A 24951-nucleotide genomic window follows, 5' to 3' on the forward strand; every position below is an offset into this window, starting at 1 on the left:
TTATAATTTAATATCTTTAAGGAGAAAAAGTATGCAGCAATTTTTGTCTGCTTTAATGCTATCTGCATCATCTAATCTTGACACATTAACTGTGGCTATTTCTTATGGAATGTATAAAATAAAAATCCCATTTATAAGTAATTTATTAATAGCTATTATAACAACAGTTGGAACCTTCTTATCTATGGAATTTGGTAGCTTATTAGAAAACTTGATACCCTCATACCTTACTGATATGATAGGAGGATTAATATTAGTTTTAATTGGTGCTTGGTTTTTAAAAGACGCTTTACGTGATATTATGAAAAATAAAAAACAATCTAACAATTCTGAAGACGTACTTTTAAATGATAATCTTTGGGCTGATAAAGATAATTCAGGAGATATTAGCATAAAAGAAACTTTTTCTTTAGCATTGGCTCTTACTATAAATAATTTAGGTGTTGGAATAGCTGCAAGTATAACAGGAGTAAGTATTTTTTACTCAACTTTATTTACATTTATTATAACTATATTAAGTGTATCATGTGGTACATGGATAGGCAAAAGTATGTTTGGAAAACTATTTGGAAAGTATGCATCTATAATATCAAGTATACTTTTAATTATTTTAGGTACTTATGAATCATTTATATAATAATAAAAGCTTATTACAAATATACTAGTTTTGTAATAAGCTTTATTAGTTTTTCATATCAAATTTTTGCATATATAATTATTAATGTAAACACATAAAAAATTGATATCTTATATTAATCTTAACTATTTTTTTATTATTTTTATTTACATCTTTACATCTTTACAGCTTTGTTTTGATAGTTTTATCTGTTTTTTTAAATAATTTTTTGTTATTTTAGAAGTGTGCACTTTTAATTTCAAAGCTTTAGATATCTCTATTTTATATTTTTTATTTTTAATACATTCCTTTAATTCCTTTATTGTATGGCATTCACTTTCAAAACATGTTTTTACAGTACCAAGTTGTACTGGATAATGACTATCACTTCCTGTTACATACGGTATATTTAAAGTTTTTGATAAATTTGCTACTTCATTCTCTACAATCTCAAGACCTCTTTTATAAATATCCTTGGTATTTAAATCTAGTGCATCCAATCTTTCTAAATACTTTTTAGGTTGTAAGTATAATTTGTGATTTTCTCTATACGGATGGCTTCCTATAATTAAGCAATCATATTTTTCACCTAAATCTAGCAATTTACCAAAAGGAATAAAATTAATTTTTTTAACATACGGTTCAAGATCTTTTCTAATCTTTAATATAGAATCCCTATTTCCTGATACTATAACATGACCACCATATCTTATATCTACTTCCATACCAATAAAAACAGAAAAACCATTGACAATATATCTATCGCCCTCATATTCGTAATTGTTTTCCAAATACGAATATGATGCTAATAAATCTACTGCATTAAAGTGTTCACACAAAATAAAACCATCTAAACCATTTTCTTTTGCATATTCTATTCCTAATAAAAATAATTCAGGATCAAAATTAAGTTTTTTACTAAGAATACCATGTACATGGAAATCTATATTCATGATTTATCTCCTTAATTTAGTACTTAAATACAGTTGTTAAAAATTCATACTATAATACATGAATATGTATTAAATTAATTATTGTCACAACACATTTAATAAAAACATAAAATAACTAGAGAAGGTTTATATCCTTAACTCTGTAATATAAAAGGGAGGAGAACTTGAGATTATGAATAAATATAATTTTGACGATGAATTAGATTGTGAGTTCATTGAATGTTATGATCCTGATTATAATGCTACTAATCAATTAAATGAATCTTATTGTAATAATTGCAATGTAGATCATTACTCAGAAAATTATAATATTAATTACAAGTTAGATAACTATACTAATGAGAAGTTCGCTAAAAAAAATTCTGGCTATTCAATATGTGGAACTGTCTATATAAAAAATTATTATAATGCTTCTCCAGCAGAAAATTTATCTTGTTGCATGATAGAACTATATACTTGTGATAATGTATTCTTAAAAAGGGTTATAACTGATTCATGCGGAAAGTATTGCTTCAATGATCTTTCATCAGGAAAGTATAAAATCAGAGTTATTACAAACGATAATTATGAACTAGCTGAAGATACCTGTAACTCTAAATTTGATCTATCTACAGGTTTGTCTAATGTTCTAAATATTCACAACAATTCTATTAATAATTTAAATATATTACTAATACCTGTTTTTGATTGTTCTGATTATTGTTAAATTAATTTAAATATAGTGATTTTTTATTGCTATAAAATTATAGGCTGACGTTTAATAAGATAGTCAGCCTATAATTAAAAAATATTTTTTATTGGTTTATTTAATCCTTCAACTCTAAATCCAATTTCTTTATTAGCAAGCCTATAGCTTTCTCTCAGCATATCCTCTTCACTAGATTCATTTCCCAATAAGCTATCCATTGTAAGTTGAGCCCTATTACTAAAATATTTATCTAAAATATTTTTTTCCATATCTTCTTGTGTTCCTATAGAATAATCATCTAGTATATGTTTAACATTAAATCCGTTATCTCTTAAAGCTCTTCCAACAAGTATACTCCTATGGCATCTTATTGGATCTTGCATAGCTCCAAGTAATGCTATTTTATAACCTTTGTTTATTCCATTTTTTAATCTATCCATGCCTTTTAAAAAAGATGATTCATTTACTACTCTTTCAAAATCTGAGTATCCTTCTCCTGTGTAAGATATTCTTATGCCTCGGTTAGCAGCAAATTCTTCTGCCATATAAATATATATAAATCCAGCTTGAGTTAAAGTTCTTTGTATTGTTTCTTTATTAAATTGAACATTATACTTAGAGTATGGCGTTCCTCTTATGTCAACAACAGTATCAATATCATAATGCTTTAGCATATCAATTAATTTTTCTACAGAGTAGTTAGAATGCCCTATTGTGTATATTTCCATATTACTCCTCCTTTATTTTTAAGCAGTTTAACTTTCATAATTTTTAATTGTTCCCCATCTAAATCTAAATCCAAATTTTAGTGAAAATATAATCATTGCAATCTCCTATAATCATATTTTACTATACATTAATTATTTTATTCAAATTATTAAAGCATAACTATATTTACTTAAATCTAATAGAATAATTAATTTCTACTTTTTAATAAATTTAAAAGCTATTTTTCTAATAAATAACTTATATTAACTCCTAATATAGTGTAACATTTTATTCTAAAATATACTAAATATATATTAAAAGTAAAGTTATGTAATATATGTACGATAATAACTAAGTAGAATTTGTTAAAATATTATAAAAGACTCTCTTTATTTTTTATATAACTTAACAGATCATTTAATTACATAGGAGGATTAATAATGAAAAATTTCAAAAACTAATCACAGTACTTTTATCTACTTTAATGCTTGCAACTATGATAACAGGATGCAGTAAAAAGGTTGCTCCACCAGAGGATTTTGCTAAAGCGTTTTACGAATCATCAATGTACTTAAATACAGATACTCTAGTATCTTTAGGTATGAGTGATGATGAAGCTAATACTTTAAAAGCAGAGTGCGAAGAAGCACTTAAAGATGAAATTAAAAACAATTTAAAATCAAATGGTCTTCAATGTACAGATGAGCAAGTGAATTTACTTTATGATGCTCAATTAACTACACAAAAGAAAGCAACTTGTACTATAGAAACAATAACAAGTGATGAGAAAACTGCAGTCGTTAAAATAAAAACAACTCATATAAATATACAAGGTATTGGTGAATCTTCTGCCAACGATGCTATCAAAGAAATACAAAACATGAATATTACCGATACTAATGTAGCATTAGCTAAGGCATTAGAACTTTATATCGCAAAATTTACAGAGGGTTGTAATAATACTGAAGCATCAAGTGATACTCTAGAAAATACATTTACTTTTAAGAAGATGAAGGATGATAAAAATATAGAAGCATGGGTTCCTGATAATCCAGTTACCTTTGGAAATCAATTAGCAACTATGATATGCCAATAATTAAAAAAATTAGGATGTATCAAAATATTTTGATACATCCTTTAATCATTAGATAAATACTTTATAATTAAAGTATTTATTATTTTATTCTAATTATTCCAACTAAAGTTACATTCTCCTCCATTTGTTGGAACAGTATAATAATGATTATTTCCATTTTCCCAAATTACTTTTCCATTGCTATCCTTCTTTATAGCTTTAAATTCATAATTATGACCTTCAGCAAGATTTACAGTTACTGTTGCTTTTCCATCTTTATAATCAAATTGTGATGGATATAATCCAGTAGTCCAATCAGCCATTTCCCATCCATCTCCTGTTAAATATAAATTTTCTCCATTTCTTAAGTTAACATTATCTACTGTAAATGTTACAGGAACAGGTTTTTTTACAACAATATTTGCAAAAGAATCAAGTTCAGATGCTGCTGTACCATAATCATTAAAAAGATTTCCAAATCTTAAAAGAGTAAATCCTGAAAAATCATAATTATATAACATTTCAGCGCAATTTTCATATGATTGATTATTATCTTTAATATCTAATGCATTTTCTCCAAAGATTTTCATACCTTTTTCTTTAGCTAAATTTGCAACATTTATAATCAGGCTTTTTGGTGCTGAATAAAATGGATCTTTATATGCATCTGAATCATTCATCTCAAGGCATGTAAAAGTTAAATCAAGATTTGATTCTTTAAATTCATCAAGTAGAGAGCTATAATCATAATATCCTGCACAATATTCTGTAGAATGTGGCATGCTTGGACTATTAATAAGCCAATGTACACCAGATACTTTAGCTCCTATTCTAACATTAAAAATTGGATCAAAATTTTCATGTGCAATTGAAGCTATTTTATCCAAATGTTTTTCAAGAACTCCTTGATACCATTTTAAAAAATCTTTTCCATAAGTTGTCTTATAACCATTCTCAAAAAAATTATCTCCATCAGTAGGAGGATTTATTTCTTCAAAACTTGTTAAATTTGTATTCCAAGCATCATTAACAGAAGAAATAGTTGTATACTTATTTTTTATTGAATTTTGAAAATCTGATACAGCTGCATCACTATAACATTGCAAATATCCACGTTCTGGATATTCCCATTTTAATGCTATATTATAAGATGGAAATCTTAATTCACCAGATGCTCCACCAGAAAGATAAATTTTAGCTATAATATCTTTATAGTCACTAAAGTTTGATGCAAATGAAGCATAAAGTTCATCATATTGCTTTTCAATTCCAGACCACCAAGGACTAAGAGCTTCTTTATCCCAACGTCCTATTTCATCTTTAAATTGCATATTATCAGCTGTATCTTGTGACCATAACCATGAAGGTAACGGTCTATTCGCTGAATCGTTTACATTACTACCACATTCATGCGTAGATATAATAGGAACCCATTTTAATCCTGATTCACGAACAATATTTGCATATGTTTTGTAATAATTCCAATCAAATTGATTATCTCCTTGACTTTCAACATCACCCCACCATACATCTGTAGTAAGAGCGTATACTCCTTTGTTTTTAAGAATTACTAACTGTTCCTTAAACTTGTCCCAATCATTTATTCTATCTAATGGAGCCATTACATAGGCTTTATAGTTATTATTAATAGATGATGCATATGCACAAGTGTTAGAAGATAAAAATAACGTAAACGCTATCATTACTGCTAATATAAATCCTAAATATTTTTTGAAATTTTTATTCATACATTTCATTTATTATTTCCCCCCTTAATCCTATTTAACCTTTAAAATTAGTGTTTAAATATTGCACCTCCTCCCCTTATTATCTATTGATACAACTTATATTAATTAAATATGTTGATCTCATAATTAAACAAAATAATTAGTGTTTTTCTTTTTTAATGAATAATTTTTTTAAAATTATTCATTAATCAGCATATAGTCTATTATTAAAAATTAGTGCTTATTTTGCATTAATTTTTAATATCCATCAAAGCCTTATGCAAACGTTTGCTTAAATTCCTAAAAAATATATTCACACTAGTCTTAAATATCATATTATTTATTTTTTCTATATTTTACTATAAATTAATAATATACAAAAATATAGAAAATTTCAAGAGAAATTTTTTATCACTTTTTCTTATATTTCGGGATTTTTTTACTTTACCCTTTTTACTAGAAGCTTATTTTTTAAATAACTAATTATTTTTTCATCATTTTCTAAATCATAAATAGTATTTAATCTTATTGCTAATTCTTTATTGTATATAATGCATGGATTTGCCTATAACAATCATCGCAAAGCCATGCTATAGGCATATTAACTTATATTTTTAACTTTCTAATAGTTCTTTAAATACCTTATTATGTTCTATATCTTTACTTAAAGCTTGAATAACTCTTATAATGTCTTTTTCCGTTATCTTATTATCAGAATTTAGCGAAATACCAATTATGTATGATTGTATTATTCTATAGCTATTATTTAATATATTAATACTTTGTAATAAATTTTGTCCTTTGTTAAAAGGAATTAAATCTTTAAAAATCTGATTTACTATGTAATTTTCAAAAATATAATTGTACTCTTTTATATCATTAACAAGATCAGTATCATTTTCTAAATATTTAGATATATCTTTCACCTTTAAAATACCATTTTTATATTCAGTTACGCACTCTTTAAGTTTAAAACTTCTTATATTATTTATAAGTTGTTCATCAGCTAACATGGTAAAAAACTTATTGTTTTCCTTAAATTCTGTTCCCTTTAAACAATCATAATTTATAGATTCATTATTAAACTCCTCTAAAAGTTCTTCTAATGCATCATAATCATTTAAAATAGTGAACCTTTGTAATTCTGTATAAAATTTAGTAAGTATATTTAATCTTTCATCTATTGAAAAACTTCTTAATTGCATAATATTTATAGAGATTACTCTTATATCCCAAAAATATTGAAGAAGACTTTCTGTTCCATCAAATGATTGACTATCAACTATTCTCCTTATTTCAATGCTATCTTCATCTAGATCCTCTTCTACCTCAATAAACTCCATTTTGTCTTTATTTAAAAATGCCTTAAAACATATTTCTTCGCATGAAGGCAATCCACTTTTCTCATATACTTCATCTACAATATTAAATACTCTAGGATATCTTTTGCAAGTTATACAAAGATTTTCTTCACCAATTCCTCCATGTATATCACAAAGCATGTTTGAATTTAAAAAAGGGCATCTATTCCCATCTTTAAGTATCATAAATCCATGATTAAAAGTATCGTGTTCATTATTGTTTTCACTAAACTTTCCTTGTACTAACTCTTTAAACTCACATTTACTGTTAATGTATTTATTGTATGTATCTTCATCTATATTTATATCCCATCCTGCACAACATGTATCAGTACACTTAGGTCCTATACATTTAAATTTTTCCATGTATTTAGGTATAAAAGTATTTATTTTCATAATTAACTCCAATCTCTTTAACTTAAAACTTTCAGCGATTTATATTATAACATATACTAGGATATATATATTATTTTGTGAAAAATTATTAACTTACAACATAAATGAAAATATATTTTATTAATCAACCAAAAATAAAATACCTTGTTAAATATAATTAAGATCTTTTAAATTATTAACTGGGACTTTGCAAGTATTATTTTCACACAAATAATATGTAAATTTATTAAAAGAATTAATAAATTTAATGTGCACATAATATTAATATTATTATAATTAGGAGGTAACTTATGAAAAAGAAAAATTTAAAAACTTGTTTAAATGAAGCTCAATCAAAACTTGATTATGCTGAAACATGTATTACAGAAGCTCATTCACTTGTAAACAAAGAAAATAGAAATGAAATTGAGGATGTCATGAAAAGATTAGAAAATGCATCAAACTCTATTTCTAATATTAAAAATTAATAAATATTTTAATTAGTCTTACATTTTTTTCGTATCAATAAATGTAAAATGTACATAATAATATTCTTAGTTAAATAATCTCACATTTTTAAATTATAAACTAATTCATAAAAATAAAGTACCCTTTCCAACAACAGTTTCTATAAAATTTTCCTTTTATAATTCTTCGTAAGCCCTTTTAGTTGTAATTATGCTTACTTTAAGTTCTTTAGCGAGTGCTCTTATTGAAGGAAGAGGTTCTCCTGCTTTTATTGTTCCAATAAGTATTTGTTTTTTAATCTGGTTTTGTATCTGTTCATATATAATAGAGTCAATAAAAAATAAAAAAATCATCTATAACACTTCTATTAGTATTACAGATGATTTTTTTAGATTTACTTATAAAATTTTACTCCAATAAGTTTTTGCGTTCTCTTCTAGTTTTTTTAATCGTGTATAATAATCAGGTATTTCCATTAAATGAGCTAATGCTATTTTCCCAGTTAAAATAGGATCATTATTTGTAACATTAGCATTAGGAAACCTTGTTCCATGTTCTAGTTCCACATTTATTCCCATTGTAAACTGTTCTAAATTAAATTTTTCCTTTGAAAAATCAATGTTTAAAGCATCAGCTATTTGTTTTGCTTCCTCAATAGTAAATGAGATCTTATTAGTTTCTCCTCTATATTTTAATATAGTCCAATGATTATGTTTCATATAACACCAAGCCTTATAATTACTTACAACCATATATTATGAAATTAATTTTATAGTGTTACTAAATTTCTTTTCCGCAATGAGGACAATATTTGAAATTTTTTTCTAAATGTTCATTGCAGTATGGACATTTTTCTATTTGATAATCATTTATAGTGCCTTGATTGCTCTTCTTTTGCAAATCCCAATAAGTTATTGATATATCTTCATTTCTTTCAATTGCCTTACCTTTTTCTTTTGAAATATGATAGATAGTATTGCAATCATCGCATACTAAATAATAACTTTCATTCCATTTAAAAAGAGGAATAAAGAAAAAATGAAAAAAATCAAAGTTTTTAATTACCTTTGCAGTAACATTTTTATTACACTTTTCACAACTTATACTTTCTAGTTTCTTTATTTCTTTATCTTTATTTTCTATACCAAATACACCTATAAAAAACATGTTTTTCACAACCTTTATTTAAATATATATTAGTTATTTCCTAAAAACTAATTTAACAAATTCATAATAATTTTTTATTTATTTTACATCATTAGGTAAATCAATCAATCTTTCTTTTTCATTTAAATAATATCCATCAATAGTAATATTTGAAGCCATTGTTCCATCCTCATTTAAGTAATACGTCTAATATTATTTCTCCTACAATAGATGGTTTATCAACTTTCATTGTTATATCTCCCTAAATATTATAAAATTTCTATAATTATATAATATCAAAAGTATAAAATTAATGTATATATATATTTAATAAATAATACAAATTATATATATTTTTATGGTAAATATGATATATTAAGTTTATTCAAAATAGGATTTTTGAAGACTATTGATTTAATATTAAATACACTTTTTATTATTTCTTCTGTATTCCCTAGATAGTTAGGTTATAAATCTACTGATTTTTAAACATTTGCAATAAAAATCTATCAGCTAAGTATATTTTTTATTACAAAGGTATTTTTAAATTGATGCTAAATATTATTTATTTAATCTCTTTATTATATTTTTTAAATTCATTATATTTCTTTAATATATCAATATTACTTTCTAAAAACATATTCAGCATTTTTATATTCTCTACAGTTTCACCACTTATAACGTGCTCTATTAATTCAGTTTCTATAAGTACTTCATCTCTTCCACCTAAATATTTTAAAAATTTTTCTATTATTATATGTCTATCTAAAAGATATTTACCTAAAGTTATGCCATTTTCAGTAAGTTCAATAACTCCATACTTTTCATAATTTATAAGTGCTAAATCTCCTAGTTTTTTCATCATCTTAGATGCTGATGAATCCCTAACATTTAACATTTGAGCTATTTTATTTAATCTGATTGATTTTTCTTCAAGACTGCATCTGTATATCATCTCTAAGTAATCTTCCATAGCAGGAGTTAATAATTTTCTAGTGGAATTTATATTTTCATAGCCTCTTACTGTGTGAAAATTTTCTTTCATTTTATCACCACCAATATTTATTTATATATTTTTACTTTATGTGTATCATTTTTAAATTATTTCTCATATCTTAGTTTAGAGAAAGATTTTTAGTCTTAAGAAACACTATTTCTCTAAACTAAAAACATTATATAAAAGGAGATATACAAGTTATGAATGATAATTCTTTAAGTAATATAATTTCACTTAACAAACTACCTTTAGGGAATAAATGCAAAGTAAATAAATTGGATGCTGATGGGAACATTAGGCGAAGATTTTTAGATCTTGGTTTAATAAACGGTACTGAAGTTGAATCCTTGGGACAAAGTCCATCTGGAGATCCAATTGCATATTTAATAAGAGGAGCTGTTATAGCTATTAGATCTGAAGATGCTTCTAAAATTTTAGTGGAAACACTTTAATTTCTCTCTAATCCATTAATTTTATAGATAAAATTTTAAGTAATGTATAAAGGAGCTTTTTAATGGGATTAACTAACCAGTCTACTGGTACTAATGCTTTAGATAAAAATTTAAATATTGTTAGAACCTCTAAAGATGATAAAGTAATCGCACTTGCTGGTAATCCTAATGTTGGTAAAAGTACAGTTTTTAATAATTTAACTGGATTAAATCAGCATACAGGTAACTGGCCTGGAAAAACAGTAACTAATGCCACTGGGAAGTATATTCATAAGAAAAAAGATTTTATTTTAGTTGATATTCCTGGCACATATTCTCTTATGGCCAATTCAGTTGAAGAAGAGGTGGCTAGAGATTTTATATGTTTTGGAAATCCTGATGCTACTATAGTTATTGTTGATGCTACATGCCTTGAAAGAAACTTAAATCTAGTACTGCAAACACTTGAGATAACTGAAAATGTTTTAGTATGTGTTAATTTAATGAATGAAGCTAAACGAAAAGGTATAGTAATAAATTTAGAAAAACTTTCGTCCTTGTTGGGTGTTCCAGTAGTAGGCACAAGTGCAAACATTGGCAAAGGACTTCAAGAATTAAAAGATGAAATTTATAATTTATCTTTTAATAGTGTAGATAAAAACACTATTAGTATTAAATATAGTTCATTTATAGAAGAGGCTATATTATTAATTGAAAAAGTACTTCCAGATAAATTAAAAGATAAAATAAATACTAGATGGCTTTCTTTAAAGCTATTAGAGGGTGATTTAACATTATTGTCTTCAATAGATAACTATATTGGATTTAATTTACTAGATGATACTGGTATTTCGAAGGCTATTTATAATGCTAAAGAATATTTGAAAATTAATGGATTAGATGAAAATATGCTTAGAGATGAAATTGTAACAACATTAGTACGTATTGCTGAAAAAGTAAGTAAAGATGTAGTGGCTTTTAGCCTTGAAAAATATAATGATTTTGATAGAAAAATAGATAAAGTTTTAACTTCTAAAAAATTTGGTATTCCTATAATGATATTGCTTTTAGCAGTAATATTTTGGATAACTATAACCGGAGCTAATGTACCATCTGAAATGCTTGCTGCTGGATTGTTTTGGATTCAAGATAAGCTTTCAGCTTTCCTATTTTCTTTAGGGGCTCCTGTATGGTTAGAAGGTGTATTAATTCAAGGCGTGTACAGAACTCTTGCTTGGGTTGTTTCTGTAATGCTTCCTCCTATGGCGATATTTTTCCCACTATTTACCTTGCTCGAAGATTTAGGTTACTTACCTAGAATTGCTTATAATTTAGATAATTTCTTTAAAAAATCATGTGCTTGTGGAAAACAAGCTCTTACAATGTGTATGGGATTTGGTTGTAATGCAGCAGGAATAATTGGTTGTAGAATAATAGATTCTCCAAGGGAAAGATTAATTGCTATTATTACAAATAACTTTGTACCATGTAATGGACGATTTCCTACTCTAATTGCTATTATTACAATGTTTTTTGCTGGAATGTTTATAGGTCCATTTCAATCCATAGCTTCTACACTAATCTTAACATGTGTAATACTTTTAGGTGTATTTATGACACTTACAATTTCTAAAATATTATCAAAAACCATTTTAAAGGGAATTCCTTCTTCATTTACTTTAGAATTGCCTCCTTATCGTAAACCTCAAATTGGTAAAATTGTAATTAGATCAATTTTTGATAGAACTCTATTTGTTCTTGGAAGAGCTATAGTTGTTGCAGCTCCAGCAGGGTTAGTTATATGGTTAATGGCAAACTTAAATGTAAATGGAATTAGTATATTGACTTATTGTGCAAATTTTCTTAATCCATTTGCTCATCTTATAGGATTAGATGGATATATATTAATGGCTTTTATACTAGGTTTTCCTGCAAATGAAATTGTAATTCCAATAATCATTATGAGTTATATGTCTACAGGAAGCATACTTGAATTAAGTAGTACAGCACAGCTTCACAACTTACTTATTGAAAATGGATGAGCATGATGTTCGAAATTGCGATAAATTGGAATGAACTACAATATGATTATTTACCTTGTAATAGCTTTCCTGAAAGATTGAAAAAAGCTAGGCTATTAAAGGGATTAAGTAAAGCTAATTTGGCTAGGCTTTCTCATGTTAGTCGAGAAACAATAGTTGCTTTAGAAACTGGAGAAAGAGAAAGTGTTAAGAAGAGTACACTTTTAAGGCTTTTAAAAGTATTAGATGGAAATGTATTATGTGACGATTATTGTTATTACATTTTAGATCAAGAGAATAATATAAAAGAACTATTCTCTAATTATGAAATTAATAATCTTTCGAAATTTCTTAAAACTCGTGTATCTGTTATGGAACATTGGACTGATACTACATATCAAGTTTCTAGATGGCAATATGAATTAATTAAAAAATTACAAGACTAGGAGTATATCCTAGTCTTTTTAATATAAAAATATAATTGCTTATTAATTGTTACTATCTAATTGTTCTATCATGTTTTTAACAGCTATAAATTTGCAAAAACAAAATTTCATATCATCTGATAAATTATTAAATAGCTTATCACATAATTTATCCTCTTCCTCTTGTAATATATCTAAAATATACTCATTATCTGTTTCGTAAAGTTTCATATTTATCTCAACCTCTCTAGTTATTTTAAATAAGTTGATATATCAACAATATTGGCGCCTTTAAGTTCATTATACAATAAAAAAAGTTTAGTGCTATTAAACTTTCGACAACTTACTATTGTGACATTTTTTTTAAATTAATATTTTATATGTAAAATGTAAATTTTGCTGATATTTATAGAATAATTGTCAAATCAATTATTTTTTCTATTAATTTTTCTAATTGTATAAAAATATTTTTCTCAACAAACACTATTTTTATCGTAAAAAACTTTATTTTTTTCACCATATAACTTAAATTCTTCTGAATTTTTCAAATAAATTACATTTTTGAAAATTTTGAAAGTATAATTCAAATTTTAAAAGGAATTTAAATCCCTTTGTAGAATTATGTATACTAATTATTAGAATGATAGTTGGCATATTATTTTTGACGAGGTGATTCTATGTTAAGACAAAAGAGAAAAGATAAAAAATTTACTCAAGAAGAATTAGCACTATTACTAAATGTTAGCAAAAGCACAGTATGCCAATTAGAAAAACATCCTGAGCTTTGCAACCCTAATATAAAATTAATTTTAAAGTTATCTAAGCAATTAGATATTGAACACTTTCAAATATATTTGTATTTTGTTGAGAAAATAAACTCCTAATTATGTATTAAATATAAGAATTTTAAAAAAATTTACGCATCAAAAGTGTAGCACTGTTTATCACTTTTGATACGTAGTGCATCACTTTTTATATACTTACAATATAGGGGTGATGCACTATGATAAAAAAAGAAAATACAAGAATTACTTCTGTAATTCCTAAAAAAGTATATGAAAAATTAGAGAAAGAAGCTGAATATGAAGATAGAAGCATTAGTAAAATGGTTGCAAAAATTATAAAAGATCATTATAAGATAAAAAGTGATGATTGAATATTATTTTAAAAGGAAGCTAACATGTTAAAAAAGAAAAGAATAAAAATGAATTTAAGCATTGAAGAATTATCTGAAAAACTTAATATTAAAGAAGACTATTTAAAAAAATTAGAAAATTGTCCTAATATGTGTGATCCGGATATACGTCTTATTATTAAATTATCTGAAACTCTTAAATTAAATCCTGTAAAAGTATTTACATTTTTTATAAACAATAGAGAAAAATAATATAAAACAATTAGAGAGGATTTTGTTTATGTATTTTGAATGGGAATATGAAGTTACTCCAGAAGTTTCGAAGCTAGTTACAGAATCACTATTAAGGTTATATGACAAGTATAAAGATGATGAAAGAATATTTCCTAAAGAAAAAGACCAAGATAAATAATTCTTGGTCTTAAAACCCTGTAACAAAAATAATAATACTTTATTTCAATCCATAAGTAATCATCAATTATCAATAGAAAATCAGAAAAGTATTATTAATTGAAGGGAGGGATTTAAAAATGTTGAAAAAGAAAAAGAATTGTAAAAATGGAATAACAGTAAAAATAGTTAATCCAGAAGCAATACCAGCAGCAGAGGAGAAAATTAGGAAAATGATAATAGACATAATTAATAAAAACTATTCTAAATAATTATCTTGATATAAAAGTTAATTTGCATTTGTACTAATGTTACATTAACAAAAAATAAATAATATTCAATTAATGTTTATTATAAAGAAAGCTAAAAAAATTATGTGATAGCTTTCTAAGTAAATTTATGTAATTATTTTTCGTATTCATATTTCCCTACTTTTTAATCACAAAACCGCCTCTAAAATGATTTTACCATATGATGTTAGTTATTTCTATGAAGTGATAATATTAGTTATAATTGACATAAATATACTTAAATGAAATAATTAATATAATATATTTACAGGGAGATAAGCTATGAAAAACATAAAATATAATAAAAAATCAGACTTGATAATTACTCTTATTCTTGCAACTATAATTATTGGAAGTGGATTATTTTTTTCAAATAAGCAAAGAATTAAAGAAAAGTATGAAAGCTATGCTATTTGTGCATGGGTAAATGAAATAAGTACAAGCATCAATGATTCTGATTCTTGGAAATATGACGATTATGATATATCTACAATAGGAGATACAATTAAAGTTTCAGGAACTCTATTAGGGAAAACCCAAAATGAATCTAATGTAAATTTAGACTTTAAAAGAAAAGATGGAAATAATGAAGATCCGATAAGTAATGTTGAAATAATTGAAAATGATACTTATACAGATTTTAAAAATCACATAAATACATTTGTTAAAAATAATACAGTACAACAAGTTGCTCAAAAAACTGATGTTGAAATTAAAATTAATGCTAAAGAATTATATAAATCTTATGATGCTAATGAAGTTAATGCTGATAATTTATATAGTGGAAAGATTGGAGTAGTTACAGGTAAAATAAGAAAAATCAGTGTAACTTCAGGAAAACCTTGTATTTCTTTGAGTGATGGTAAAGAAGGTTCAATACTTGGTGTTAATTGTTACTTTAATAATAATAATCAATCAGAACAAATAGCTAATTTGAAAAAAGGAAATACTATTACTATTAAAGGGAAAATACGTGGAAAAAGCGTTGCAGATGTGTGTTTAGATAATTGTGAAGTGCAATAAAAACAAAGCAGTAAGTATTTTTACCTACTGCTTTGTTTTTAATTACATTTAGAACATGGTTTTAATCCTTTTGATTGAGCATCTTCTAATGACATTTCAGTTGGTGCTTTCATATTACTGCAATCTTTACTTGTATGATATACTTTTGCAGTTTTATTAGCTACCCAAACACTATTGCTTTTTCTCTTAGTATCTGAAGTGTTATTATTAGTTGTATTTCCTGTACTTGATCCACTTGTATTTACATTAAAATTTATATTATTTCCATCTGAAGTAGATATTATAGTTCCACTTACATCTGTTCTTAAAATTTCTATGCCTTTTTTATTTAATTTGTCAATTGTCTCTTGGTGAGGGTGACCATAGTCATTTCCTTTACCACAAGAAACAATAGCATATCGTGGATTAACCTTATCTAAGAAAGCTTGAGAAGTTGAAGAATGACTTCCATGATGACCTAGTTTTAATACATCAGCTGATATATCTAATTGTTTAGCTAATATTTCACCTTCGCTTAATGCCTCTGCATCCCCCATGAACACATATGAAGTATTACCATACCTAAGTTTACATGCTATTGAATAGTTATTCATGTCTTGATAAGTAACTGAATTTGGAGCTAAAAATTGTAATGTTGCATTACCTACATTTAAAGTATCTCCAGGTGTTGGAGCTGTAATTTTTAATCCTTTACTTTGCAGAGCTTTTACCATATTTTCAAATGTCTTTGTTGTGTGATTGACCTTTGGAGCATAAAATTCTCCAATTTCAAAATTATTTATTATTGTAGTCATCCCGCCAATATGGTCTGAATGTGGATGTGTAGCCATAACATAATCTAGCTTTTTAATTCCTAATTGTTTTAGATAATTATAAGCCATACTATCATTGTTTCCGGCATCTATTAGTATATTTTTTCCATCTACTTGAATTAACTCTGAATCAGCTTGACCTACATTAATATAGTGGATTTTCATTTCCCCTAAAGAAGTTTCTTGTGTTTTAGTAGTTGTTGCATTAGTTGAATCTATAGCATTAGCTTGTTTACATCCTAGTGTAAATGTTGATAATAGCAATGCTAAAGATAAACTAAGTAACTTTTTAGTAGTTTTCATTCATTCATCCCCTTCTAAATTTAAAATTTATAATCTAATTGTATATTATCACTAATATTTGTCAATATTCTAAATAAGACATTCAAATTACCAAAAAATAGAGGCGATATAGATTTTTCTATATTACCTCTATTTTATTATGTTTAATTATATTTTACCAACACTTACTACAAGCTTCATGATTTTGTTTAGCTTTATCAACTGTAGTTTTAGTTGCTCTATTAGGATTCATTCTACCACAATTAGGTATAGAATGATATTTTTCTCCAGTAGCAGATAAGTACGCTGTTTCCCCTTGCTCATCTCCTGTTTCCACTACCTTATTAGAATTAGAAGTATTAGCTTGCTCTACTTGTTTAACAATTTTTTTCTCTTGCATAACTCCATTTGATGCTATTTCATATCCATCAAATGTTGTATTAATTGCCATAGATCCATTAGAATTTAAATAATACCACTTTCCATTACTTTCTTTCCAACCAGTTTGCATTACTCCCGAATCATCTAAGTAGTAATCTTCTTCTTGGTCTTTTATCCAACCCTTTTGCATAATTCCTAGAGTATTAAAATAATAATATTTATTATTGTCTTTTACCCAACCAGTTTTTTTATTGGAATTATTATCATAATAATGCCAATATCCGTTTTCTTCTTTCCAACCTGATTTTTTAGTTTCTTTAGGTTCTTCAGCTTTTATTTGTGTGCTTTCATCTGTCTTTTTAACTGTATCCGTTTGAGTTGTACTATTTGCAACATTAGCAGTTGTTGTTGATTTTTGAGAGCTACCACTATTAAATACTCCCACTAAAACAAAAAGTATGGCTGTTAATGTACCAATATATTTTAGAACATCTTTTTTAGTTCTATCTTTTGGTTCTTTCCAAAAGACTATTTTTTCTGGTTTAATAAGTCCTACAATAAAACAAATAAAACTTATTAAAAATAATAAATACATAATTATCCCCCTTTTTTACATTTAATAACGTTTATTTAACAAATTCTATTATATATTACCATCACTGATAATACATGTAAATAAATATAAAGCAACAAATAGAACTAATTATATCTGCTACCTTATCTCTATTTATTAAACGATAAAAAAGAGCTTAATTTTTCAGTTGCTCTTCTTCAAAATCTATTATATCTTCCATTTTAATACCTAATTTTTTTGATATTTTATACAATATTTCTAAATTAGGCTGTTTTTTATTAGATTCATATCTACTATATTGCTGGTTATTGATTCCCAAGTAATCTGAGAAATCTTTTGCATATTTATATCCATTTTTTAATCTTATATCCAAAAGCTTATTCTTTATTGCCACTAACACCACCTCAGAATAATTTTACCATATAATGTTAATAATTTCTATGAGGTGATAATATTGCGAAAGAGTTTTATTAGAATAGATTTATGTATTTGCTTATTTTTAGTAAGTATTTTTATTTTATGTCTGTCCATAATTTGACAAAATATTTTTTAAATGTAATAATTTGATAAAGAAATATCGAGAGGTGATAAATATGAGAAAGAAATTAATTAAGATTTTTAGCATGGTATTTATAAGTTGTATGTTATTTTCAACTAATGCTTTTGCTGGAACTTGGTTGCAACATCAAGGCAATGAAGGATGGGTAAATGGTGTTTACTATGGAGGATGGAACTATCTAAATGATGATGGCACTTGTGTTAATGGTTGGAAATATATAAATAATAATTGGTATTATTTTGATGAAAGTGATGGTTGTGCTTATACTGGAATTAATACAATAAATGGTAAGGATTATTATTTTGACTCAATAAATTGTGATATGAAACATGATCAGTATGTTAGAATTGGAAATGGTCGATATTCTGCTATGGCATGGGCTTGTAGTGATGGACATATAGATTATAGTAATACTACTTTTCAAGACTCTGTAAAATAAAAACAAAGCAGTAAGTAAGATTAATTTCTTTACCTACTGCTTTTATTAATGTATATTATCACTAGTTTTTGTTGATACTTTTAATATAAGAAAAAGATCTCCTTAAATCCCTGTTATCTTTTTCTTTGTAATTTCTTCTAAAACTTGTATTACTATAAAATAAGGGCAGTACATAGAACTTAATCTACATACTGCCCTTAAAGTGTTTTCTAATTTAAACAGTGGTATGATATTCACTTGTTATTATTTAGTTATATTCTTAATTAAATCTTCTACTTCCTTGTCTGCTTCATCTTCTTTTCTTCTATTTTTTCTATCCATATTTATACTATTTACTACTATTTTTAAGTTTTTAAGTGTGAAAAATAAGTAATATATAGATATACCTATAAACATAACTTCAAATCCATATAAAGAATTTATTACTATTTTATTTAATATATACTTTTCAGCAACTAAAATATTTAATAATGAAATAACTATAGAGCATAGACTACAACTTATGCCATTTTCTATACTTAAATATACATTTTTTAAAGTTCCAGCTTCTTCAAATAATTGAACTATGCTTTCGTTTAAAAAACCTAAAAGTATAGATAAGGAGGTAAATAAAAATCCTATAAAAACTGAATTAATTGTAATTAAATTAAAATGATTACTTTTAACAAAATCAATCTGCATAAATTGAGAGCTAATGCAAGTAATACCTAACATTATACCTATTTTAACAAATTTCATTTTTAATCTACCTCCTTTTAATATTATTTTAATATATATTTTAATATATCAGTCTTATTATTTTCATATTTTAATTTTATTTTATTATATACTTGTGTTTCTATTTCTTCTAAATTTAATGCAATTTCTAAATTATCTTCTTTTTTATGATATGTTATATCAGTATTATAAGTTACTTCCTCTTTGTTAAAGGTAAATTTTTGACTTCCTCCATCACCCATACTTCCTTCAAAAAACAAATTTTCCTTTATTTCCTTAAAGCATCCCTTAAATGAATCAACTATTAACTCTATTCTTTGTTTATTTTTAGTAATTGGTATTCTTGGCTTTCCTTTTATTATTACTCCAATTTCCAACCCACCAATTTCTTTTAGTGCTTCAATCTGTTTTGCATCTAATTTCATTTCTTTTAATTTTTCCGCACTAGGGATACTATAAGTATATCCTATTTTTCCTAATCTATTACCTGTAGTTTTAAAAGTTTCTATCATTTTTGATGTCATTATCTTTTTATAATAAAAACTCACTTTTTTATCCTTTAACTCTTTTATTTCATCTAAATTATTATTAATTATTGTTACTAACATTTTTATAGTAGGAGCATATTGCCCATACATTTCCATTATTATTCCGTTTTCTATATCAACTAAAATGTATGTACATACTTCCAATTCATATATTTTTTGTTGTTGCTCATCTAAAACTCCTTCACCTAATAAAGTAGTTTTATCTCTTTTAAGCATATCTTGCATATCTTTTTGCTTACCTATTCTAAATAACCTATACTTTTCATTGATATCTTCATTATTAATTTTTTTTAATAATTCAAGTGAAAACCTATCTCCTTTTTCAGAATTATGATTTAAAAATGTATTTCCATTATCTAATTCTGTTACATTTTTATTAACTTTAGGATTGAAAATACAATCTAATACATTACCAATTTTATTTTTTTTACATTTTATATTATCTTTCCTTATATCGCATTCATAACACCTTAATATCTTTCTACTCATACTTCTCCTCCATTATTTTATTTATGTTTAAGATAAGTTATGCTATAATAGAGGTATATTAAATGTACTCTATCATAACTAAGAACTCATGTAGCTACCAATCAATAATGAGTTCTTTTTTTATTTGTCACATTTACATAATACTACAAATTGTACAAGTTTTCCATAAAAAGAAAAAGGGTAGCAAATAAGATTTCTCCTATCTACTACCCTTTGTTTTCTAATTTTATGTGTAATTTAGCCACACATATTATAACATATTTAATTAATTAATGATTTGAATTATATATTTCATATAAAGCCATATTAACTCTAGCTCTACATCTTTTATTTAATCCTTCACTATATTGACCATTGGCTTTATTCCATTGCATTACATATGTTTCTATATCATTTTTATTACCACTTATTAATGCTCTCCAGGTGTTTCCACCTATTAAACTTCCAGTCCCTGCATTATAAGCTATGTCTACCATGCAATCAAAGCGATTTTGTGGTATTTGAGTGTTTCCTAAAGCAGATTTAATTCTATTGGCACATTTATTTACTTCATCTTTTAGCCAGCATGTAGCCTGTTCTTTAGTACATGTAGATTCAATGCCTTTAGGAAAAGCAGATGGATTAGCTGCTTTAGTTGTTCCATAGCCAATAGTAAGATATGTATCTGTATTCCCATATCCATCATAATAAGCTTTAGAATAAAAAGACTCCCAACCTTTAATAAATTCTATTAAAGAGTTACTAACTAAAGGGCTTTCTTCTATCCATGCACCTGTACAATCAAAGCTATATTCTTTACCATCAATTATTTTAGTACAGTTACCATACATTTGCCCTTTATATCCTGTAGAATTAGGTTCTAAGTAATACCGTTTATCCTTATCTTTAAGCCATCCTGTTTTCATAGCTCCATTAGAATCTAAATAATACCAGCGACCATCTTTATCTTTTATCCATCCAATTTGCATTATACCTTCATCATTTAGATAATACCAATTGTCACCATCTTGGTACCATCCTCTTATGGCTTTTCCATCTGGACCTTGTACACACCATTTCCAATTAGACATTATATATTTCCTCCTTTTAATACATAAAGAAAAAAGGTAGCGATAAATGCTACCTAAATTACTCTTGTTTATTTAATTGCTTGCCTGTTTGATTTAGTCCTACAGCTACTCCCCAACATAATACACCTTGTAAGAAACTTGTTGCACTAGGAGCACTTATAACCATAGAAAATACTATTGCAAACACCATTAATGCTACAGTAATATATTTATCTTTAACACTTTCTATATTCTTAAGAAACACTCCAATAACATAAGTTGCTACAATAACTATTGCTAATTCTCCTGGTATAAATTGCATTAAATTTGTTAAATCCATTTTACATTCCTCCTATTTATTAAATATTCCTGTTTGTATTGTATAAATAAAAAAACCAACTAAAGTACTTATTCCAAGTGCAATTAACCACTTAAGTACTCCTGTTAGTTGTTTTAAATTATCACATAAATTTTTTAACTCTGTTCTAAAACTTGCATTATCCTGCTCCAGTTTATCTAGTCTATCCCCATGATTATTAAGTCTTCTGTCATGTGTTGCTAGCTTATCTTTTACTAATTCATCATTCATATAACACCTTCCTAATTTTTTATATAACAAAAGACACCTATATTACATAAGTGCCTTTAATAAACTTTATATTATTCTCTTATTTCAAATCCAACAACTTTATCATGTACTAAATATTCTGTATTTCCCTTTGCATTTGTTATTTTGAATATTGGACTTTCTGTTTCATCTAAATCTCTAGAAATAAACCATTTCTTAAATTTTTCAATTTGACTTTTATCTGCTCTTTTAATATTTCCATCTACCATTTCTATGTATAGACTTCCATTTTCTATAGATGGTTCTTCTGGTTCAATAATGTCTTCTTTAGTAACTGTAACTATGCAATCAGCAGTTAAGTCTGTGCCATCTATTTTAGCTGTTACTGTGCACGTTCCTTCTTTAACTCCTATTACTTTTCCATTTTGGTCTACTGTAGCAATTGTTTCATCTGATGATGACCATTCCACATCTACAGATGATGGTGTAGTTGTTGCTGTTATTGTTTTTGAATTTCCTTCTTTTAAAGTTAATGATGATTTATCTAATAATATAGTTGAAATATTTTCATTATAATCTTTTAATATTCCATTCTCATCTATATCTACTGCATCAAATACAGCCTGTCCTGTACCAACATATTTATATTCAAAATAATGTTCACTGTTATCTAGATTATTTATATCACACATTAATACTTGTGTACTACGTATTGTATTATATATTGAATGTGAATCAACTTTTACTCCATCTATATAAACATCTATTAATTTATTATGCGCTAAATTACAATGATTTATTATTCTTATCTTATTGCCAGTAAAATTAAATCTTACAGAAGCTCCATTAGGATCATCAGTATAACTAACATATCCATCTGATGAGTCTTTGCTATCATATGATGACCACCCTGTTCCAAGATAACTAATGTTTTTATCTATATCCTCATATCTTTTCCAACCATCTTCTGGTTGCAATAATTGATCCCCAACTGTAGCACTATTTTCTGCGGTATTATTTAAATTACTAGTTCCTATTTCAAAACTATCATCTGCAAAAGCATTTATAGTATATGCTCCCATAATGCTTAATACCATCACAAACATTATAATTATTTTCTTAAATTGTTTATTCATTTATTATTTCTCCCCTCTACTATCTTTTGTTGCTCATTTATCATTCTATTCCACTACAAGAACTGGTATTTTTATTGTAACTGTTCCTAATGGAGGAATATCTCCAACATTAACTATAATACTTTTAGATGTTGAACTTGAATCAATTGTCCCTTGAGTTGTTGTTACTCCACTAGGTATAAATTGAATATGATTGGGAGCACTATCATTAATAACTACTGATTTAGCAGTTTTATCACTTGTGTTAGTAACTTCTATTGTATACGTAAAATTATCTCCTACATACACAGAATCTACATCTGCTGTTTTTACAACTTTTAATTGTGCCTCTGTAACTCTCTTAAATATTATAGATACTTGACCACTAGCATTATTAGTATTATCACCTTTGGCATAAGCAGTGTTAATTATATACTCTTGTTCTGGATCCGTTGGTTCAGGTTCTTTATCTTCTTTTGTTACTGTAACTATACAATTAGTTTTTATATCTGTTCCTTTAATTTGTGCTGTTATTGTTGCTTGTCCTTCTTTTATAGCTTTAACATTTCCATTAGAATCTACTGTTGCAATTGTTTCATCTGATGATGACCAAGTTACATCTACTGCTGATGGTGTAGTTGTTGCTGTTAATTTTTCTGAAGCACCTTCTTTTAAACTTAATGATGATTTATTTAATGATATAGATTGGTTCACATCTTCTTCGTTCACACTAAGTAAATGACCATTTTCATCAATATCTATGGCGTCAAAATAATAATATTTTTCATTACCTATTAAATTTGTTATTGTTACTTCATGAGTTCCTAAAGATAAATCAGTTTTTTCATATTGTAATATTTGCCAAGCAATCCCACCATAAAATTTACTACAATCAAGCACTTCAGAATTGCCATCAATTGTAATTTCAACATTATTAGATGCATTTTTATAATTAATACCAATAACTCTTAATTTTGTTCCATAAAATTTAAAATTTAATGAAGAATTCTTACCCCCCCATGCATCTGTTCCTTTATAAGGACCATTAGTTAATGTTGCTCTTTGTGTCATATCTTTATATAAAATATTCTCATCAACATTGTCATATCTTTTCCATCCAATTTCAGGATTTTCAAGTTTATCTTCAATTCTAGCACTATTTTCACTCGTGTTATTTAAATTTTCAACTCCAATTACTCCATCATCAGTTGCTGCATTAGCTATTATTACACTTTGAATTGCTCCAACTCCAATAATGGTTAGTACCATTACAAACATTACAAGTATCTTTTTAAAATAATTTTTCATTATATTATTTCTCCCTTATTTCCATTATTGAACGCGTTCATAAATTATTTTAACTTTATATATAGTAAAAACCAACAATAATCGTAATACAAATTCCTTTATATCTAAGAAATTCAGTAAATTTTTACTATTTAGAATATAGTTTCTTTTAACTCTTTGTCTTACAGGCAATAAAAAAACACCCTAATGGTGCTGATCTATTGCCTTAACATTATTTATCCTATAATCCTATTGCGAACTAAACTGTTTCTATTGTCACTCCTATTTCAACTAAAACTTCT

General features: G+C 26.0%; 32 protein-coding genes and 2 pseudogenes. 14 read left to right on the forward strand and 20 right to left on the reverse strand.

All coding sequences use genetic code 11. The features are described from left to right. The first annotated feature begins 31 nt into the window (after positions 1-31). Positions 32-637: a sporulation membrane protein YtaF gene (gene ytaF, locus RYM86_RS14220; RefSeq protein ID WP_315081296.1), complete on the forward strand. Its 606-nt coding sequence runs from the start codon at positions 32-34 to the stop codon at positions 635-637. Positions 638-783: 146 nt separating this feature from the next. On the opposite strand, the gene RYM86_RS14225 is transcribed toward ytaF, so the two are convergent. Continuing rightward, on the reverse strand, positions 784-1569 hold the full coding sequence (locus tag RYM86_RS14225; RefSeq protein WP_315081298.1) for a PHP-associated domain-containing protein: 786 nt from the start codon (positions 1567-1569) through the stop codon (positions 784-786). Between the two features lie 172 nt (positions 1570-1741). On the opposite strand from RYM86_RS14225, the gene RYM86_RS14230 reads away from it, so the two are divergent. After that, positions 1742-2275, forward strand: coding sequence for an SdrD B-like domain-containing protein (locus tag RYM86_RS14230; RefSeq protein WP_315081300.1), 534 nt, complete (start codon positions 1742-1744; stop codon positions 2273-2275). 74 nt (positions 2276-2349) lie between these two features. Here the strand turns inward: RYM86_RS14230 and RYM86_RS14235 are convergent, their stop codons facing one another. Further along, positions 2350-2985, reverse strand: coding sequence for a DUF488 domain-containing protein (locus RYM86_RS14235; protein WP_315081302.1), 636 nt, complete (start codon positions 2983-2985; stop codon positions 2350-2352). 464 nt (positions 2986-3449) lie between these two features. Here RYM86_RS14235 and RYM86_RS14240 point away from each other — a divergent pair, with 464 nt between their 5' ends. Continuing rightward, positions 3450-4061 carry a DUF5105 domain-containing protein gene (locus RYM86_RS14240; RefSeq protein WP_315081303.1) on the forward strand — a complete coding sequence of 204 codons (612 nt, stop codon included), beginning with the start codon at positions 3450-3452 and terminating at the stop codon, positions 4059-4061. Between the two features lie 89 nt (positions 4062-4150). Here RYM86_RS14240 and RYM86_RS14245 read toward each other — a convergent pair whose 3' ends face one another. Together RYM86_RS14245 and fliB are read right to left on the reverse strand one after the other, a co-directional pair. After that, entirely contained in the window at positions 4151-5797 is a 1647-nt protein-coding gene (locus RYM86_RS14245; protein ID WP_315081306.1) for a family 14 glycosylhydrolase, read from the reverse strand. Positions 5798-6381: 584 nt separating this feature from the next. Next, positions 6382-7524, reverse strand: coding sequence for a flagellin lysine-N-methylase (gene fliB, locus RYM86_RS14250; protein WP_315081308.1), 1143 nt, complete (start codon positions 7522-7524; stop codon positions 6382-6384). Positions 7525-7814: 290 nt separating this feature from the next. Here fliB and RYM86_RS14255 point away from each other — a divergent pair, with 290 nt between their 5' ends. Then, positions 7815-7991, forward strand: a complete 177-nt coding sequence (locus RYM86_RS14255; RefSeq protein WP_315081310.1) for a hypothetical protein — start codon at positions 7815-7817, stop codon at positions 7989-7991. 159 nt (positions 7992-8150) lie between these two features. Here the strand turns inward: RYM86_RS14255 and RYM86_RS14260 are convergent. The 5 genes and pseudogenes from RYM86_RS14260 to RYM86_RS14275 form a co-directional block, all read right to left on the reverse strand. Beyond that, positions 8151-8324: pseudogene (locus RYM86_RS14260) on the reverse strand (GntR family transcriptional regulator); the annotation flags it as partial. 45 nt (positions 8325-8369) lie between these two features. Then, entirely contained in the window at positions 8370-8690 is a 321-nt protein-coding gene (locus RYM86_RS14265) for a DUF5661 family protein (protein ID WP_315081312.1), read from the reverse strand. A 61-nt stretch (positions 8691-8751) separates the two neighbouring features. Then, the gene (locus RYM86_RS14270) at positions 8752-9138 is read right to left on the reverse strand and encodes a zinc ribbon domain-containing protein (RefSeq protein ID WP_315081314.1); all 387 of its coding nucleotides are present in this window, start codon (positions 9136-9138) and stop codon (positions 8752-8754) included. 78 nt (positions 9139-9216) lie between these two features. After that, positions 9217-9315 (reverse strand): annotated as a pseudogene (locus RYM86_RS18525) (hypothetical protein); the annotation flags it as partial. A gap of 367 nt (positions 9316-9682) precedes the next feature. Continuing rightward, a complete protein-coding gene (locus tag RYM86_RS14275) occupies positions 9683-10162 on the reverse strand; it encodes an iron dependent repressor, metal binding and dimerization domain protein (protein ID WP_315081316.1) in 480 nt (159 codons plus the stop codon). Positions 10163-10314: 152 nt separating this feature from the next. On the opposite strand from RYM86_RS14275, the gene RYM86_RS14280 reads away from it, so the two are divergent. The 3 genes from RYM86_RS14280 (at position 10315) to RYM86_RS14290 (ending at position 13012) form a co-directional block, all read left to right on the forward strand. After that, the gene (locus tag RYM86_RS14280; RefSeq protein ID WP_315081317.1) at positions 10315-10566 is read left to right on the forward strand and encodes a FeoA family protein; all 252 of its coding nucleotides are present in this window, start codon (positions 10315-10317) and stop codon (positions 10564-10566) included. A gap of 62 nt (positions 10567-10628) precedes the next feature. After that, positions 10629-12587: a ferrous iron transport protein B gene (gene feoB, locus RYM86_RS14285; RefSeq protein ID WP_315081319.1), complete on the forward strand. Its 1959-nt coding sequence runs from the start codon at positions 10629-10631 to the stop codon at positions 12585-12587. Between the two features lie 5 nt (positions 12588-12592). Further along, positions 12593-13012, forward strand: a complete 420-nt coding sequence (locus RYM86_RS14290) for a helix-turn-helix transcriptional regulator (protein ID WP_315081320.1) — start codon at positions 12593-12595, stop codon at positions 13010-13012. Positions 13013-13054: 42 nt separating this feature from the next. Here RYM86_RS14290 and RYM86_RS14295 read toward each other — a convergent pair whose 3' ends face one another. After that, positions 13055-13222: a hypothetical protein gene (locus tag RYM86_RS14295; RefSeq protein ID WP_315081321.1), complete on the reverse strand. Its 168-nt coding sequence runs from the start codon at positions 13220-13222 to the stop codon at positions 13055-13057. A 446-nt stretch (positions 13223-13668) separates the two neighbouring features. Here RYM86_RS14295 and RYM86_RS14300 point away from each other — a divergent pair, with 446 nt between their 5' ends. The 6 genes from RYM86_RS14300 to RYM86_RS14325 all read left to right on the forward strand — a co-directional run bounded on the left by RYM86_RS14300 (position 13669) and on the right by RYM86_RS14325 (position 15829). Next, on the forward strand, positions 13669-13875 hold the full coding sequence (locus RYM86_RS14300; protein ID WP_315081323.1) for a helix-turn-helix transcriptional regulator: 207 nt from the start codon (positions 13669-13671) through the stop codon (positions 13873-13875). Positions 13876-13994: 119 nt separating this feature from the next. Next, positions 13995-14147, forward strand: coding sequence for a ribbon-helix-helix domain-containing protein (locus RYM86_RS14305; protein WP_315080017.1), 153 nt, complete (start codon positions 13995-13997; stop codon positions 14145-14147). A gap of 24 nt (positions 14148-14171) precedes the next feature. Then, positions 14172-14378 (forward strand): helix-turn-helix transcriptional regulator, encoded by a 207-nt coding sequence (locus RYM86_RS14310; protein WP_315081324.1) that lies wholly within the window; start codon positions 14172-14174, stop codon positions 14376-14378. Positions 14379-14406: 28 nt separating this feature from the next. Then, entirely contained in the window at positions 14407-14538 is a 132-nt protein-coding gene (locus RYM86_RS14315; protein WP_260527791.1) for a hypothetical protein, read from the forward strand. Positions 14539-14656: 118 nt separating this feature from the next. Continuing rightward, positions 14657-14788, forward strand: coding sequence for a hypothetical protein (locus RYM86_RS14320; RefSeq protein WP_315081325.1), 132 nt, complete (start codon positions 14657-14659; stop codon positions 14786-14788). A 300-nt stretch (positions 14789-15088) separates the two neighbouring features. Beyond that, a complete protein-coding gene (locus tag RYM86_RS14325) occupies positions 15089-15829 on the forward strand; it encodes an OB-fold protein (protein ID WP_315081326.1) in 741 nt (246 codons plus the stop codon). A gap of 38 nt (positions 15830-15867) precedes the next feature. Here RYM86_RS14325 and RYM86_RS14330 read toward each other — a convergent pair whose 3' ends face one another. From RYM86_RS14330 to RYM86_RS14340, 3 genes are all read right to left on the reverse strand, one after another. Then, positions 15868-16944, reverse strand: coding sequence for a ComEC/Rec2 family competence protein (locus tag RYM86_RS14330; RefSeq protein WP_315081327.1), 1077 nt, complete (start codon positions 16942-16944; stop codon positions 15868-15870). A gap of 154 nt (positions 16945-17098) precedes the next feature. Next, complete coding sequence (locus RYM86_RS14335) at positions 17099-17899, reverse strand: N-acetylmuramoyl-L-alanine amidase family protein (RefSeq protein ID WP_315081328.1); 801 nt, start codon at positions 17897-17899, stop codon at positions 17099-17101. A gap of 154 nt (positions 17900-18053) precedes the next feature. Further along, entirely contained in the window at positions 18054-18272 is a 219-nt protein-coding gene (locus tag RYM86_RS14340; protein WP_315081329.1) for a helix-turn-helix transcriptional regulator, read from the reverse strand. Positions 18273-18471: 199 nt separating this feature from the next. Between RYM86_RS14340 and RYM86_RS14345 the strand changes: the two genes are divergently transcribed. Further along, positions 18472-18876, forward strand: a complete 405-nt coding sequence (locus tag RYM86_RS14345; RefSeq protein WP_315081330.1) for a hypothetical protein — start codon at positions 18472-18474, stop codon at positions 18874-18876. Positions 18877-19119: 243 nt separating this feature from the next. Here the strand turns inward: RYM86_RS14345 and RYM86_RS14350 are convergent, their stop codons facing one another. The 7 genes from RYM86_RS14350 to RYM86_RS14380 all read right to left on the reverse strand — a co-directional run bounded on the left by RYM86_RS14350 (position 19120) and on the right by RYM86_RS14380 (position 24670). Next, entirely contained in the window at positions 19120-19614 is a 495-nt protein-coding gene (locus RYM86_RS14350; protein ID WP_315081331.1) for a hypothetical protein, read from the reverse strand. Positions 19615-19637: 23 nt separating this feature from the next. Continuing rightward, positions 19638-20630: a hypothetical protein gene (locus RYM86_RS14355; RefSeq protein WP_315081332.1), complete on the reverse strand. Its 993-nt coding sequence runs from the start codon at positions 20628-20630 to the stop codon at positions 19638-19640. A gap of 269 nt (positions 20631-20899) precedes the next feature. Beyond that, entirely contained in the window at positions 20900-21700 is an 801-nt protein-coding gene (locus RYM86_RS14360; RefSeq protein ID WP_315081334.1) for a glycoside hydrolase family protein, read from the reverse strand. A 58-nt stretch (positions 21701-21758) separates the two neighbouring features. Continuing rightward, entirely contained in the window at positions 21759-22019 is a 261-nt protein-coding gene (locus RYM86_RS14365) for a phage holin family protein (RefSeq protein ID WP_035793076.1), read from the reverse strand. Between the two features lie 12 nt (positions 22020-22031). Continuing rightward, on the reverse strand, positions 22032-22268 hold the full coding sequence (locus RYM86_RS14370) for a hemolysin XhlA family protein (RefSeq protein ID WP_315081336.1): 237 nt from the start codon (positions 22266-22268) through the stop codon (positions 22032-22034). A gap of 71 nt (positions 22269-22339) precedes the next feature. Then, entirely contained in the window at positions 22340-23383 is a 1044-nt protein-coding gene (locus RYM86_RS14375; protein WP_315081337.1) for an Ig-like domain-containing protein, read from the reverse strand. Between the two features lie 45 nt (positions 23384-23428). Next, on the reverse strand, positions 23429-24670 hold the full coding sequence (locus RYM86_RS14380) for an Ig-like domain-containing protein (protein WP_315081338.1): 1242 nt from the start codon (positions 24668-24670) through the stop codon (positions 23429-23431). Between the last annotated feature and the right edge of the window lie 281 nt (positions 24671-24951).

Origin of the sequence: uncultured Clostridium sp. (genome assembly GCF_963527835.1) — a bacterium.
In the GTDB taxonomy this organism is placed as follows: Bacteria; Bacillota; Clostridia; order Clostridiales; family Clostridiaceae; genus Clostridium.

What these genes read in the sequence shown, in the direction of transcription:
- RYM86_RS14335 (WP_315081328.1), bottom strand. Translation starts at nt 17,899, where the DNA reads ATGTATTTATTATTTTTAATAAGTTTTATTTGTTTTATTGTAGGACTT.
- RYM86_RS14375 (WP_315081337.1), bottom strand. Translation starts at nt 23,383, where the DNA reads ATGAATAAACAATTTAAGAAAATAATTATAATGTTTGTGATGGTATTA.
- RYM86_RS14380 (WP_315081338.1), bottom strand. Translation starts at nt 24,670, where the DNA reads ATGAAAAATTATTTTAAAAAGATACTTGTAATGTTTGTAATGGTACTA.
- RYM86_RS14255 (WP_315081310.1), top strand. Translation starts at nt 7,815, where the DNA reads ATGAAAAAGAAAAATTTAAAAACTTGTTTAAATGAAGCTCAATCAAAA.
- RYM86_RS14310 (WP_315081324.1), top strand. Translation starts at nt 14,172, where the DNA reads ATGTTAAAAAAGAAAAGAATAAAAATGAATTTAAGCATTGAAGAATTA.
- feoB (WP_315081319.1), top strand. Translation starts at nt 10,629, where the DNA reads ATGGGATTAACTAACCAGTCTACTGGTACTAATGCTTTAGATAAAAAT.
- RYM86_RS14225 (WP_315081298.1), bottom strand. Translation starts at nt 1,569, where the DNA reads ATGAATATAGATTTCCATGTACATGGTATTCTTAGTAAAAAACTTAAT.
- RYM86_RS14305 (WP_315080017.1), top strand. Translation starts at nt 13,995, where the DNA reads ATGATAAAAAAAGAAAATACAAGAATTACTTCTGTAATTCCTAAAAAA.
- RYM86_RS14330 (WP_315081327.1), bottom strand. Translation starts at nt 16,944, where the DNA reads ATGAAAACTACTAAAAAGTTACTTAGTTTATCTTTAGCATTGCTATTA.
- RYM86_RS14275 (WP_315081316.1), bottom strand. Translation starts at nt 10,162, where the DNA reads ATGAAAGAAAATTTTCACACAGTAAGAGGCTATGAAAATATAAATTCC.
- RYM86_RS14320 (WP_315081325.1), top strand. Translation starts at nt 14,657, where the DNA reads ATGTTGAAAAAGAAAAAGAATTGTAAAAATGGAATAACAGTAAAAATA.
- RYM86_RS14370 (WP_315081336.1), bottom strand. Translation starts at nt 22,268, where the DNA reads ATGAATGATGAATTAGTAAAAGATAAGCTAGCAACACATGACAGAAGA.
- RYM86_RS14350 (WP_315081331.1), bottom strand. Translation starts at nt 19,614, where the DNA reads ATGAAATTTGTTAAAATAGGTATAATGTTAGGTATTACTTGCATTAGC.
- RYM86_RS14355 (WP_315081332.1), bottom strand. Translation starts at nt 20,630, where the DNA reads ATGAGTAGAAAGATATTAAGGTGTTATGAATGCGATATAAGGAAAGAT.
- RYM86_RS14345 (WP_315081330.1), top strand. Translation starts at nt 18,472, where the DNA reads ATGAGAAAGAAATTAATTAAGATTTTTAGCATGGTATTTATAAGTTGT.
- RYM86_RS14230 (WP_315081300.1), top strand. Translation starts at nt 1,742, where the DNA reads ATGAATAAATATAATTTTGACGATGAATTAGATTGTGAGTTCATTGAA.
- RYM86_RS14290 (WP_315081320.1), top strand. Translation starts at nt 12,593, where the DNA reads ATGTTCGAAATTGCGATAAATTGGAATGAACTACAATATGATTATTTA.
- RYM86_RS14325 (WP_315081326.1), top strand. Translation starts at nt 15,089, where the DNA reads ATGAAAAACATAAAATATAATAAAAAATCAGACTTGATAATTACTCTT.
- RYM86_RS14295 (WP_315081321.1), bottom strand. Translation starts at nt 13,222, where the DNA reads ATGAAACTTTACGAAACAGATAATGAGTATATTTTAGATATATTACAA.
- RYM86_RS14245 (WP_315081306.1), bottom strand. Translation starts at nt 5,797, where the DNA reads ATGAAATGTATGAATAAAAATTTCAAAAAATATTTAGGATTTATATTA.
- RYM86_RS14365 (WP_035793076.1), bottom strand. Translation starts at nt 22,019, where the DNA reads ATGGATTTAACAAATTTAATGCAATTTATACCAGGAGAATTAGCAATA.
- RYM86_RS14280 (WP_315081317.1), top strand. Translation starts at nt 10,315, where the DNA reads ATGAATGATAATTCTTTAAGTAATATAATTTCACTTAACAAACTACCT.
- RYM86_RS14240 (WP_315081303.1), top strand. Translation starts at nt 3,450, where the DNA reads ATGCTTGCAACTATGATAACAGGATGCAGTAAAAAGGTTGCTCCACCA.
- RYM86_RS14360 (WP_315081334.1), bottom strand. Translation starts at nt 21,700, where the DNA reads ATGTCTAATTGGAAATGGTGTGTACAAGGTCCAGATGGAAAAGCCATA.
- RYM86_RS14270 (WP_315081314.1), bottom strand. Translation starts at nt 9,138, where the DNA reads ATGTTTTTTATAGGTGTATTTGGTATAGAAAATAAAGATAAAGAAATA.
- RYM86_RS14315 (WP_260527791.1), top strand. Translation starts at nt 14,407, where the DNA reads ATGTATTTTGAATGGGAATATGAAGTTACTCCAGAAGTTTCGAAGCTA.
- RYM86_RS14300 (WP_315081323.1), top strand. Translation starts at nt 13,669, where the DNA reads ATGTTAAGACAAAAGAGAAAAGATAAAAAATTTACTCAAGAAGAATTA.
- RYM86_RS14235 (WP_315081302.1), bottom strand. Translation starts at nt 2,985, where the DNA reads ATGGAAATATACACAATAGGGCATTCTAACTACTCTGTAGAAAAATTA.
- fliB (WP_315081308.1), bottom strand. Translation starts at nt 7,524, where the DNA reads ATGAAAATAAATACTTTTATACCTAAATACATGGAAAAATTTAAATGT.
- RYM86_RS14265 (WP_315081312.1), bottom strand. Translation starts at nt 8,690, where the DNA reads ATGAAACATAATCATTGGACTATATTAAAATATAGAGGAGAAACTAAT.
- ytaF (WP_315081296.1), top strand. Translation starts at nt 32, where the DNA reads ATGCAGCAATTTTTGTCTGCTTTAATGCTATCTGCATCATCTAATCTT.